Source organism: Gilvimarinus sp. F26214L (assembly GCF_054401055.1).
Map to the genome: position 1 here is coordinate 367,910 of NZ_JBTIYG010000002.1, position 12,779 is coordinate 380,688.

Here is a 12,779-nt window from a genome sequence, read left to right on the forward strand (position 1 = left end):
AACGAGAAGGAAATGCAGGGATGACAATCGTGCAAAGCATTGAAGAGCTCGACGCGATCTACGGCAAACCCTCCGAGCCGTCGATCATCAAGGAGGTCCCTCGCCTCATTGCCGAATACCAGGCGATCATCGAGGCATCGCCCATGATGATGCTGGCCACCAGCGGCCCCGAAGGGCTGGACTGCACCCCGCGGGGAGATCGGCCCGGGTTTGTTCGCGTGGTGGACGATCGAACGCTCATGGTCCCCGACCGCCGGGGGAACAACCGGGTGGATTCTCTCCGCAATATAATCCGCGACCCGCGGGTGGCCACGCTGTTTCTGATCCCGGGTATTGCCACCACGTTGCGGGTCAACGGCAAGGCCACCATAACCACCGACTCCGCTGTTCTCGACACCTTTGCGGTGGAAGGGAAGCCCCCGCGCTCGGTGATCGTCATCGACGTGGAAACGGCCTTCTTCCATTGCGGGCGCGCCATGTTGCGATCCGGGCTCTGGGATCCCTCCACGCACGTGGAGGCCTCATCGGTGCCCAGTGCCGGCCAGATCCTTGCGGCCTTGAGTAATCGCAGGATCGACGGCGAGGAATACGACGAGCAATGGCCGGAGCGTGCGAGGGACAGCTTGTGGTGAATCCGCGTTGTTTCGAGTGATTCCCTAGGGGCGCTTCAGTGGCGATTCTTGTATCGATACTGTCGCGGGCCCTGCCCCATCACTTTCTTGAACAGCCGGGAGAAGTAGTAGCTGTCGTCGTATCCCAGCGCCTCGCTGATGGCAGCGAAGGGTTCGTCGGTACTGTCCAGCAATTGACAGGCGTGCTCCACCTTCAGGTGCAGGAAATGCTGAATCGGAGCTTCACCAGTGAGTTGCCGGTAGCGGGTGGCGAAGTGGGCGGGGGACAGGCCTGCGAGGTCGGCCAGTTGCCGCAGGGTCAGGCGGTCCTGAAGGTGGTCCTGCATGAAGTCGTGAATGGTTTCCAGGTCGACCTGCTCCCGGCTACCCGTTTCGCTGCCGCACAGGGACACCGCCGTAAGTAGCTGCCGCAGACGGTTGGCAGCATGAACCAGGCCCTGTGTCCGGAAGCCTGTCTGGCGCACGGACAGCATGCCGTTGAAATCCACCAGCAGGCGAGGGTGATGGCCCAGTCGCCGCGTAAATTCTCCTGCCCGGAACCCCATGTGTTCCCGAAATGCCCGTGCGAGCGGCCCGCTGTAATGCACCCAGTGCAGGGTCCAGGGGTCTCGCCTGTCACTGGTATAGCGGTGGGGGGTGCCGGCAGGCAGGAGAATCAGATCCCCGGAGCCAACCTCCACAGTACGCCCCTGCACCTGTAGCCGGGCCCTTCCTTCCGTGCAGTAGATCAAAAGATCGTCATCGTGTTGATCGCGCTGCATTTCGTGATTGCGTGCCCGTCGGTAGTGGCCGAACGCCCGCGGGTAGAGGTCGCGAGTAAGAGGGTGGGCTGCCAGCCGCTGCACTGCCTGGGCAGGCAGCACGTAACGCAGGCTGTCGGGAGGCAGCGGCCACTGGGAGGTTCGGGCAGAGTTACCGACCGCGGAATCAAGCTCATTCATCGAAAGATAGTCCATCTTCGGCGAAACTTAGTCTATCACAGTGACCGCTCGCCCCGTGCTACCGTTTCCGGCGTTGCCCAACAAATAACACACATCAGCGAGGTCAGGCTCATGAATCGCGTACCCCTGTTTATTGGTGGTGAGTTCAAACAGAGCAGCACCGGGGACTGGATCGACGTCACTAACCCGGCCACCAACGAAGTCATCGCCCAGGCGCCCTCTACTACGGCGGAGGAATTGGAGCAGGCCATTGCTCACGCGGCGGCTGCTTTCAAGACCTGGAAGGAGGTGCCAGTCTCTGAGCGGGCACGCGTGATGCTCAACTATCAGGCTCTGCTGAAAGCCCATCACAACGAGCTGGGCGAGATCCTCTCCAGCGAGACGGGCAAGACCTTCGAGGATGCCAAAGGCGACGTGTGGCGCGGTATCGAAGTTGTCGAGCATGCGGCCAATGTGGCCTCTCTGATGATGGGCGAGACCGTAGAGAATGTGGGCCGCGGCATCGACACCTACTCCTACATTCAGCCCCTGGGGGTCTGCGCCGGGATCACGCCCTTTAACTTCCCCGCCATGATTCCCCTGTGGATGTTCCCCATGGCCATCGCCTGCGGCAACACCTTTGTGCTCAAGCCTTCCGAGCAGGATCCTCTGACGCCCACCCGGCTCGCAGAATTGTTCGTGGAAGCCGGCGCGCCCGAAGGCGTGCTGCAGGTGGTTCACGGCGGCAAGGAGCAGGTGGACACTCTGCTCAACCACCCGACTATCAAGGCCATTTCCTTCGTGGGTTCGGTTCCGGTGGGTCGCTACATTTATGAGACCGGCACACGGAACATGAAGCGGGTGCAAAGCTTCGCGGGAGCGAAGAACCACATGGTGGTTCTGCCGGACGCGGACAAGGACCAGGTGATCAATGCTCTGGTAGGCGCATCCGTCGGCGCGGCGGGTCAGCGGTGCATGGCCATTTCCGTTGCCGTGTTTGTGGGCGCGGCGAAAGAATGGATACCGGAACTGAAAGAGGCTATGGCCAAGGTCCGCCCCGGCGCCTGGAACGACAAGGAGGCCGGCTACGGTCCCGTGATCAGCCCCAAAGCCAAGGCACGCATCGAGCAATTGATCGAGCGGGGTGTCGAGCAGGGCGCGACACTGGAACTGGATGGGCGCAACTGCAGCGTGGACGGTCTGCCCAACGGTAACTGGGTAGGGCCGACGCTATTCTCCGGCGTCACTCCCGAGATGGACATCTACAAGGAGGAAATCTTCGGGCCGGTACTGACCTGTACGGAAGTGGGAACCCTTGAAGAGGCCATCACCCTGATCAACAACAATCCCTACGGTAACGGCACGTCGCTATATACCAACTCCGGGGGAGCAGCCCGCCGCTTCCAGCACAACATCGAAGTGGGTCAGGTTGGCATCAATATTCCGATCCCGGTGCCGCTGCCGTTCTTCTCCTTTACCGGGTGGAAGGGTTCCTTCTACGGGGATCAGCATGCCTATGGCAAGCAGGCCGTACGCTTCTATACGGAAACCAAAACCATTACTTCGCGCTGGTTCCACGACGAGCCGGTGGCCGGCCCCAACTTCTCCATCGAGATGAAGTAAGTTACGGCGGCGCTTCAGGTACATATTAGGTACACAGGCGCCGCAGTGCGAAGCAGCTTGAGTGAGGAAACCCGATGAACTTCGATCTTGATGAAGATCAGATGGCCTTCCGGGATGCGGCCCGGAGTTTTGCTCAAAAATCCATGGCGCCCCATGCGGCTCAATGGGATGCGGAACACATCTTTCCGGTGGATGTGCTGCGGGCCGCGGGCGAAATGGGATTTTGCAGCATCTACACACCGGAAAAATTCGGGGGTATGGCGCTGTCCCGCCTCGATACCTCCATCATTGTGGAGGAACTGGCGGCCGCCTGTCCGTCCACCGCTGCATTCATCACCATTCACAACATGGCCACCTGGATGGTGGCCAACTTTGCCCGCGAAGACGTGGCCGCGGAAATTGCGCCGCGCATGGCGACCGGGGAATGGCTCGGCTCCTACTGCCTGACCGAACCGGGCGCCGGCTCGGACGCGGGCAGCCTGCGCACCCGCGCGGAACCGGACGGAGATGACTACGTGCTGAATGGCTCGAAGGTTTTCATTTCCGGCGCGGGCAGCACGCAAATTCTGGTTGTCATGGCCCGTACCGGCAGTCCGGACAGCGGCCCCCGGGGAGTCTCCGCGCTGATCGTCCCCGCGGATTCCGAGGGTATCCACTACGGCAAGGCGGAAGAAAAAATGGGCTGGCACAGCCAACCCACCCGGCAGGTCACATTCGAAAACGTGCGCGTGCCGGTGCGCAATCGTCTCGGTGAAGAGGGCGAAGGCTTCAAGTTTGCCATGAAGGGGCTCGACGGTGGACGGCTGAACATTGCCAGTTGCTCACTCGGTGGCGCACAGGCGGCCTTGTTGCGTGCCCGCGACTATCTGCACGAACGACAACAGTTCGGCCAACCGCTGGCCGCTTTCCAGGCCCTGCAGTTCAAACTTGCCGACATGGCCACCCGCCTCGTGGCGGCGCGACAGATGGTCCGCCTTGGGGCATTCAAGCTGGACAATGGGGACCCGGAGGCCACTATGTACTGCGCCATGGCCAAGCGCTTCGCCACCGACGCCTGTTTTGATGTGGCCAACGAGGCGCTGCAACTGCACGGCGGCTACGGCTACATCCGCGAGTACCCCTTGGAACGTTACGTGCGGGACCTGCGCGTTCATCAGATTCTGGAAGGCACCAACGAGATCATGCGGCTGATCATCGCCCGCCGCCTGCTCACCGACACCGTTGTGGAGGGACTTCAATGAGCGAGATGATTCAACTGGAAAAGCGCGGCCATGTGGCGGTGCTCACCATCAATAATCCACCGGCGAACACCTGGACCGTTGCGTCTTTGCAGGAGCTGGCTGCAACCGTTGCGACCCTGAACGACGACCGAAATATCTTTGCGCTGGTGGTTACCGGTCAGGGGGAGAAGTTCTTTTCCGCCGGCGCGGATCTGAAAACATTTGCCGATGGTGACAAAGGGCGCGCCGCGGAAATGGCTATTGCATTCGGTGATGCGTTCCGTGCGCTTACCGAATTCCGAGGCGTTTCTGTCGCTGCCATAAACGGCTACGCCATGGGCGGGGGGTTGGAATGCGCTCTTGCCTGTGACCTGCGCATTGCGGAGGAGCAGGCGCAAATGGCCCTGCCGGAAGCGAGCGTGGGCCTGCTGCCCTGCGCGGGCGGCACCCAGAACCTGCCCTGGCTGGTGGGCGAAGGTTGGGCGAAACGCATGATCCTCTGCGGAGAGCGGATGAGCGCCGAAAAAGCGCGGGAGATCGGGTTGGTTGAAGAGGTGGTCGCCAAGGGCGAGTCCCTTGCGGCCGCAATCGCCTTGGCGGAAAAAGCCTGCAAGCAAAGCCCCAGTTCCATCAGTTTGTGCAAGAAGTTGGTGATGAGCGCCCGTGAAAGCCGTTCCCAGTTCGACGGCTGGCGCATGGAGCGGGAGTACTTTGTGACTTTGTTCGACACCGAGGACCAGAAAGAAGGCGTGAGCGCCTTTCTGGAAAAACGCAGCCCGGAATGGAAGAACCGCTGATGGAATCTGTTGTTGTATTCAGCGAACACGCTACCCGCGACGGGGGCCGAATCATGAGCGCGCGGCTCAATGCGCCGCGCTCCCTGAACGCTCTTTCCCTGGATATGATCCGCCTGCTGCAACCCAAGCTCGATGCCTGGGCCCGGGACCCGAGCGTCGTGGCCGTGTGGCTTGAAGGCACCGGCGACAAAGCCTTTTGTGCCGGCGGCGACATCCTGGCTCTCTATCGCGCCATGGTAGAAGGGCAGCCTGCTGACGGGGACGCCTTCTTCACCGAGGAATACCGGCTCGACTACAGCATTCACACCTACCCCAAACCCATTATCGTGTGGGGCAATGGCATCGTCATGGGCGGCGGCCTGGGCCTCATGGCCGGGGCCGGTTTTCGCGTTGTCACGGAAAATTCCCACATCGCCATGCCCGAGATCGGCATTGGACTGTTCCCGGACGTGGGCGGCAGTTGGTTCCTCAATCACATGCCGGGACGATGCGGCCTGTTCCTGGGCCTGACAGGCGCCGCACTGAATGGCGCGGACGCGATTTTTCTCGGCCTCGCCGATCGCCTGATTCAGCAAGACCGCAAAGATGCAACCTTTGCCGCGCTACTGGATGCGAACTGGAACTCGCCCGCGGCCACCATCAACCATGTGCTGCGGGAACAGGCCGCGCTGTCTGCCGACGCCGCTCCCCAGTCGGTCGTCCGCGAGCAATTCGATCAGATTCAGAACCTCACCGATGCGGATGACCCCGAACAACTGATCGGGAACATCGCAAACTACAGTGGCGACAATCCCTGGCTCGGAAAAGCAGCCAGAAATCTGGCCCATGGTTCACCGGCTTCTGCGGCCCTGTTTATGCGCCAGTTGAACGAAGCGCGGCACGCCGGCCTTGCCGATGTGTTCCGCATGGAACTGGTCATGGCGCGCACCGCGTTGCGCCAGGGGGAATTCGCCGAAGGCGTTCGTGCGCTCCTGGTGGACAAGGACAAAAAGCCGCGCTGGCGTTACCCGGACATTGCCCAGGTGGACCCCGCCTGGGTTGCGCGGTTTTTTACGCCGCCCTGGCCGCCGGCCGAGCATCCCCTGCGCGACCTGGAAAAACCCGAATAAGACCTGATGCCTCTGAGTGGCCGGTCAGTGGCCACCAGTTGCTTTCTTTCCGAAAAAGGAGAAAACAATGGCCAAGATCGCGTTCATCGGATTGGGCAACATGGGCGGACCCATGGCTCAGAACCTGCTGAAAGCCGGGCATGAGCTTTCCGTATTTGATCTGTCCAAACCGGCCGTTGCCGCACTCGTTGAAGAGGGAGCCAGGACTGCGGATACACTCGCCGACATCCTGGCCCCGGCCGAATGCGTCATTACCATGTTGCCAGCGGGTCAGCATGTGGAAAACGTCTACCTCGGAGACAACGGCATTATCGCCGCGGCTCCGAGCGACACGCTCCTGATCGATTCCTCGACCATTGCGCCGGAAACCTCTCGCAAGGTTGCCGAGGCGGCCACTGCGAGGAATCTGCCATTCATGGATGCGCCTGTGTCCGGGGGCGTGGGCGGTGCCCAAGCGGGAACGCTCACCTTTATCTGCGGGGGCGACGCGGCTGTGTTCGAGCGCGCCCGGCCCGTGCTTCAGGACATGGGTAAAAACATTTTCCACGCCGGCGATCACGGCGCCGGGCAGGTCGCCAAGATCTGCAACAACATGCTTCTGTCCATCCTCATGGCAGGAACCTGTGAAGCGCTCGCCCTTGGCGTTAAAAATGGACTCGACCCGTCGGTTCTGTCCGAGATCATGAAGCAGAGTTCGGGCGGGAACTGGGCGTTGAACGTGTATAATCCCTGGCCCGGCGTCATGGAAAATGCGCCGGCCTCGCGCGAGTACCAGGGCGGTTTTCTGGTGGATCTGATGAACAAGGACCTGGGTTTGGCTTTCGACAACGCTGTTAAGAATCAAGCGGCTATTCCCATGGGATCTCTCGCACGCAACCTGTTTACCTTGCACGCCAAACAAGGAAATGGCTCATTGGATTTTTCCAGCATCCAGCGCATGTTTCGGGATCAGGACTGATTGCACCGCAATTAACGCCAACACTGTGAACCGTTGACTCAAGAAGGCAAAAACATGAGTGTTCAAGCAAGTTCCGGCAAAAAATTTCGCCAGGCCCTCGCCGCAAACCAGCCCCTGCAAGTGGTGGGCACCATTAACGCCTACACCGCCATGATGGCCGAGCAGATCGGCCACCAGGCCATTTATCTTTCCGGCGCCGGGGTCGCCAACGCCTCCTACGGTCTGCCGGACCTGGCCATTACCTCTCTGAATGACGTACTGATCGACGTGGACCGGATCACCAGCGCCAGTGGGCTGCCGCTGCTGGTGGACATCGACACCGGCTGGGGCGGCGCCTTCAACATCGCCCGCACCATCAAGGACATGGAGAAAGCCGGTGCGGCCGCGGTGCACATCGAAGACCAGGTCACCCAGAAGCGTTGTGGCCACCGGCCCAACAAAGCCATCGTCTCCACCGAGGAAATGGTGGACCGAGTCAAAGCCGCCGTGGATGCCCGCCGGGATGACGACTTCTTTATCATGGCCCGCACCGACGCCTTTGCACAGGAGGGCCTGGATGCGGCCATCGAACGTTGCCAGGCCTACATCGAAGCGGGCGCGGACGGCATCTTTGCCGAAGCCCTGAAAACCGGCGAGGACTATCAGGCCTTCAGCAGCGCGCTGAACGTTCCCATCCTCGCCAACATGACCGAGTTCGGCCAGACGCCGCTGTACACTCTGGAGGAACTGAAGAGCTGGGGCGTGGCCATTGCCCTGTACCCGCTCAGCGCCTTCCGGGCCATGAACAAGGCGGCGGAAAACGTGTACCAGCACATCCTCAAGGACGGACACCAGCAAGCGGTGGTGGACAGCATGCAAACCCGCCAGGAACTGTACGAGTATCTCGGGTATCACGACTACGAACAGAAACTCGACGAACTGTTTTCTAAAGGTCAATAACAGCCGTTCGAATATAACAGTGAAACCAAAGCCGTGAAGCGAGATCTTCACCGGGCGACCTCACCAAGGGGAGAAACCACATGGTAGACAAAAAACTCGGCGGAGCCGGCCTGCGCGGCCAGGTCGCCGGAAAAACCGCACTGTGCACCGTGGGCGTGGAAGGCAGTGGCCTCACTTATCGCGGCTACGATGTAAAAGACCTTGCGGCCAACTGCATCTTCGAAGAAGTGGCCTACCTGATTTTCCACGGCGAGCTGCCCAACCGCGAGCAACTGACCGCCTACCAGAACCGCCTGCGCGAACGCCGCGGTCTGCCGCAAGCGCTCAAAGAAGTGCTCGAACGCATTCCCGCGGACTCCCATCCCATGGACGTGCTGCGCACCGGCTGCTCCGTGCTGGGCAACCTGGAAACCGAAGCGGACTTCAGCCAGCAGCAGGACGTGGCCGACCGCCTGCTGGCCACCCTGCCGGGCATGATCACCTACTGGCACCGTTTCGTAAGCGACGGCACCCGCATCGACACCGAAACCGACGACGCCACCATCGGCGCGCACTTCCTGCATCTGCTGCACGGCAACAAGCCATCCAAGCTGCACGAACAGGTCATGAACGCCTCCCTGATCCTGTACGCCGAACACGAATTCAACGCCTCCACCTTCACCGCGCGCGTCTGTGCCTCGACCCTTTCCGACATGCACTCCTGCGTCACCGGCGCCATCGGCTCCCTGCGCGGCCCGCTGCACGGCGGCGCCAACGAAGCGGCCATGGCCATGATCGAGCAGTTCAACGACCCCGATCACGCGGAGCAGGAACTGCTGGGCATGCTCGAGCGCAAGGAAAAAATCATGGGCTTCGGCCACGCGATCTATCGCGAGTCCGACCCGCGCAACGCCGTCATCAAGGAGTGGGCGAAAAAACTCGCCGACGACATCGGCGACGACAAACTCTACCGCATCGCCGAGCGCTGCGAAGCGGTCATGTGGAGAGAGAAAAAACTGTTCTGCAATGCCGACTTCTTCCACGCCCCGGCCTACAACGCCATGAACATCCCGACCCCGCTGTTCACGCCGATCTTCGTCTGCTCGCGAGTCACCGGCTGGGCGGCCCACGTGATGGAACAGCGCGCGGACAACCGCATCATCCGCCCCTCCGCGGAATACACCGGCGAAGACCTGCGCAAAGTCAAACCCATCGAAGAGCGCTGAAGTTTGGCGAATGCGGCTGGCGCTTCGTGACAGGCGGCGCCCGGTATTCGCGCCTGGAACACCCAGGCACAAACACCGAATTGCAGTCCGTAGGTTGGGTTAGCGCAGCGTAACCCAACACCATGAACCCCGCTTGCCCGGGTATGAGAACGTCGAAAACTTCGAGGAGATCTTTGCCAGCCGCCGGCACGGAGCCACGGGGCAGTAATCCGGCGTGGGCGCCTGTGACCTTCGCCAGCAGGGATGCTGGCGAAGAGCCCCCAGGGATGGGTTCACGGCGTGTCACAGGCGCCCATGCCGGATTCCTGCCTGGCACCATCTCGCCGCACCAACGGCCGTCCAGACACAACGCGCACCTTCAGACAAAACGAGTGACCGAATGAACACCCTCTACCGCAAACCCCTGCCCGGCACCGATCTGGACTACTTCGACACCCGCCAGGCCGTCGACGACATTCAGCCCGGCGCCTACGACAAACTCCCTTACACCTCGCGCATCCTGGCGGAAAACCTGGTGCGTCGTTGCGAGCCCGAACTGCTGACCGACGCCCTGAAGCAAATCATCGAACGCAAGCGCGAACTGGATTTTCCCTGGTTCCCGGCGCGCGTCGTGTGCCACGACATCCTCGGCCAGACCGCCCTCGTGGATCTCGCGGGCCTGCGCGACGCCATCGCCGACAAAGGCGGCGACCCCGCCAAGGTCAATCCAGTGGTCCCCACCCAACTGATTGTTGACCACTCCCTCGCCGTGGAACACCCCGGCTTCGAAAAAGACGCCTTCGAAAAAAACCGCGCCATTGAAGACCGCCGCAACGACGACCGCTTCCACTTCATCAACTGGACCAAAACCGCCTTCGAAAACGTCGACGTGATTCCCCCCGGCAACGGCATCATGCACCAGATCAACCTGGAGAAAATGTCCCCCGTGGTGCAAGTGCGCCCGGACGAGAATGGACAGCGAGTGGCCTTCCCCGACACCTGCGTCGGCACCGACAGCCACACCCCCATGGTCGACGCCCTGGGCGTCATCTCCGTGGGCGTCGGCGGCCTGGAAGCGGAAAGCGTCATGCTTGGGCGCGCCTCCTACATGCGCCTGCCCGACATCGTCGGCGTCGAACTGACCGGACGACTACGCCCCGGCATCACCGGCACCGACCTGGTGCTGGCCCTCACCGAGTTTTTGCGCCGCGAACGCGTGGTGGGCGCCTACCTGGAATTTTTCGGCGAAGGGGCCGAAGCCCTCACCGTGGGCGACCGGGCCACCATCTCCAACATGACACCGGAATATGGCGCCACCGCGGCCATGTTCTACATCGACCGCCAGACCATCGACTATCTGACACTTACCGGCCGCGACGACGAACAGGTCAAACTCGTGGAGCAGTTCGCCCGGGAAACCGGCCTGTGGGGTGACAGCCTCAAGACGGCCGAGTACGAACGCGTCCTGACCTTCGATCTTTCCAGCGTAGGCCGCAACCTGGCCGGCCCGTCCAACCCCCACGCCCTGCTGCCCGCAGCCGAACTGGCCAGCCGCGGCATCGCCGGGGCCTGGGAAAAAACCGAAGGGCAAATGCCCGACGGGGCCGTCATCATCGCCGCCATCACCAGCTGCACCAACACCAGCAACCCGCGCAACATGATTGCCGCGGGCCTCATCGCACGCAACGCCAACCAGCGCGGGCTGACCCGCAAGCCCTGGGTCAAAACCTCCCTCGCTCCCGGCTCCAAGACCGTCAAACTGTACCTGGAAGAAGCCCAGCTGCTGCCGGACCTGGAACAACTCGGCTTTGGGGTCGTGGCCTTTGCCTGCACCACCTGTAACGGCATGAGCGGCGCACTGGACCCGACAATCCAGCAGGAAATCATCGATCGCGACCTCTACGCCACCGCCGTGCTGTCGGGCAACCGCAACTTCGATGGGCGCATCCACCCCTACGCGAAACAGGCCTTCCTGGCCTCGCCGCCCCTGGTCGTGGCCTACGCCATCGCCGGCACCATCCGCTTCGACATCGAAAAAGATCCGCTCGGCTACGACCAGGATGGAACCCCGGTCACCCTGAAAGACATCTGGCCCAGCGACGAAGAGATCGATGCCATCGTGAAACAGGCCGTCAAACCCGAGCAGTTCCGCGACGTGTACATCCCCATGTTCGAAATCAAGGACAGCGGCGAGCAGGGCAACGCCCTGTACGACTGGCGCCCCCAAAGCACCTACATCCGCCGCCCGCCGTACTGGGAAGGCGCCCTCGCCGGCGAGCGCACCCTCAAGGGCATGCGTCCACTCGCCGTGCTGGGGGACAACATCACCACCGACCACCTCTCGCCGTCCAACGCCATCCTGGCCAGCAGCGCCGCCGGCGAATACCTGGCGAAAATGGGCCTGCCGGAGGAGGACTTCAACTCCTACGCCACCCACCGGGGCGACCACCTCACCGCCCAGCGCGCCACCTTCGCCAACCCCAAACTGTTCAACGAAATGGTGCGCCATGACAACGGCGAGGTAAAACAAGGCTCCCTGGCCCGCATCGAACCGGAGGGCCAGGTGACCCGCATGTGGGAAGCCATCGAAACCTACATGGAGCGCAAGCAGCCGCTGATCATCATCGCCGGCGCCGACTACGGCCAGGGCTCCTCCCGGGACTGGGCCGCCAAGGGCGTGCGCCTGGCGGGGGTGGAAGCCATCGTGGCCGAAGGCTTCGAGCGCATCCACCGCACCAACCTGATCGGCATGGGCGTACTGCCCCTGGAATTCCAGCCGGGCACCACCCGCAAAACCCTGGCCATCGACGGCACCGAAACCTACGACGTGGTCGGCGCCTTCAAACCCCGCGCCACACTGACCTTGCTGATTCATCGTAAAAATGGCGAGACCGTTGAAGTGCCGGTCACCTGCCGACTGGATACCGCCGAAGAAGTATCGATCTACGAAGCCGGCGGTGTCCTGCAGCGTTTTGCCAAAGACTTCTTGGAGGCGGAAACGGCCTAATGGCGAGTTTGTGCCAGGGCAGCGCTCCGGTGTTCACTCCTGTGACACGCTGCAAGTACGTCCATGTAAGCTCTGCGCCGGGGTCCTGCCGGCGAAGGTCACAGGAGTGAACACCGGATCACTGCCTTTACCTGCGGTGCCGCGGAAAGGAAACACAACGGCAGGTGACATAGGTAGGTTGGGTTAGGCAGCCGTAACCCAACACTCCGCGTTGATCATCAGGATCAAACGCCCGCGTGAGGAAACTCCCGAATGGTTGGGCCATATCCTTTGGTTCACGTCATGGCCGCCGAAAATGTTGGGTTACGGCTGCGCCTAACCCAACCTTGTATCTGTCCTGCGACTCTGGCTAGCTACCGGGGCGCGAATGAGGGGCAGGTAAGTTCGACC

The 12,779-nt window shown here is 61.7% G+C and carries 10 protein-coding genes; 9 read left to right on the forward strand and 1 reads right to left on the reverse strand.

From position 1 onward, the window contains the following. The first annotated feature begins 20 nt into the window (after nucleotides 1–20). Nucleotides 21–632, forward strand: coding sequence for a pyridoxamine 5'-phosphate oxidase family protein (locus ACURWW_RS03925; RefSeq protein WP_445615719.1), 612 nt, complete (start codon nucleotides 21–23; stop codon nucleotides 630–632). A 35-nt stretch (nucleotides 633–667) separates the two neighbouring features. On the opposite strand, the gene ACURWW_RS03930 is transcribed toward ACURWW_RS03925, so the two are convergent. Continuing rightward, nucleotides 668–1,573, reverse strand: coding sequence for an AraC family transcriptional regulator (locus ACURWW_RS03930; protein ID WP_445615720.1), 906 nt, complete (start codon nucleotides 1,571–1,573; stop codon nucleotides 668–670). A 111-nt stretch (nucleotides 1,574–1,684) separates the two neighbouring features. On the opposite strand from ACURWW_RS03930, the gene ACURWW_RS03935 reads away from it, so the two are divergent. The 8 genes from ACURWW_RS03935 to acnD all read left to right on the forward strand — a co-directional run bounded on the left by ACURWW_RS03935 (nucleotide 1,685) and on the right by acnD (nucleotide 12,389). Then, on the forward strand, nucleotides 1,685–3,175 hold the full coding sequence (locus ACURWW_RS03935) for a CoA-acylating methylmalonate-semialdehyde dehydrogenase (protein WP_445615721.1): 1,491 nt from the start codon (nucleotides 1,685–1,687) through the stop codon (nucleotides 3,173–3,175). A gap of 74 nt (nucleotides 3,176–3,249) precedes the next feature. Next, entirely contained in the window at nucleotides 3,250–4,416 is a 1,167-nt protein-coding gene (locus tag ACURWW_RS03940; RefSeq protein ID WP_445615722.1) for an acyl-CoA dehydrogenase family protein, read from the forward strand. Next, the gene (locus ACURWW_RS03945) at nucleotides 4,413–5,192 is read left to right on the forward strand and encodes an enoyl-CoA hydratase (protein ID WP_445615723.1); all 780 of its coding nucleotides are present in this window, start codon (nucleotides 4,413–4,415) and stop codon (nucleotides 5,190–5,192) included. Before ACURWW_RS03940 ends, ACURWW_RS03945 begins: the two co-directional genes overlap by 4 nt. Further along, nucleotides 5,192–6,301 (forward strand): enoyl-CoA hydratase/isomerase family protein, encoded by a 1,110-nt coding sequence (locus ACURWW_RS03950; protein WP_445615724.1) that lies wholly within the window; start codon nucleotides 5,192–5,194, stop codon nucleotides 6,299–6,301. Before ACURWW_RS03945 ends, ACURWW_RS03950 begins: the two co-directional genes overlap by 1 nt. A gap of 67 nt (nucleotides 6,302–6,368) precedes the next feature. Beyond that, nucleotides 6,369–7,259 carry a 3-hydroxyisobutyrate dehydrogenase gene (gene mmsB, locus ACURWW_RS03955; protein ID WP_445615725.1) on the forward strand — a complete coding sequence of 297 codons (891 nt, stop codon included), beginning with the start codon at nucleotides 6,369–6,371 and terminating at the stop codon, nucleotides 7,257–7,259. Nucleotides 7,260–7,313: 54 nt separating this feature from the next. Further along, nucleotides 7,314–8,198: a methylisocitrate lyase gene (gene prpB / locus ACURWW_RS03960; RefSeq protein ID WP_445615726.1), complete on the forward strand. Its 885-nt coding sequence runs from the start codon at nucleotides 7,314–7,316 to the stop codon at nucleotides 8,196–8,198. Between the two features lie 80 nt (nucleotides 8,199–8,278). Beyond that, nucleotides 8,279–9,403 carry a bifunctional 2-methylcitrate synthase/citrate synthase gene (gene prpC / locus ACURWW_RS03965; RefSeq protein WP_445615727.1) on the forward strand — a complete coding sequence of 375 codons (1,125 nt, stop codon included), beginning with the start codon at nucleotides 8,279–8,281 and terminating at the stop codon, nucleotides 9,401–9,403. 379 nt (nucleotides 9,404–9,782) lie between these two features. Then, nucleotides 9,783–12,389 (forward strand): Fe/S-dependent 2-methylisocitrate dehydratase AcnD, encoded by a 2,607-nt coding sequence (gene acnD, locus ACURWW_RS03970; protein WP_445615728.1) that lies wholly within the window; start codon nucleotides 9,783–9,785, stop codon nucleotides 12,387–12,389. Nucleotides 12,390–12,779 lie beyond the last annotated feature (390 nt).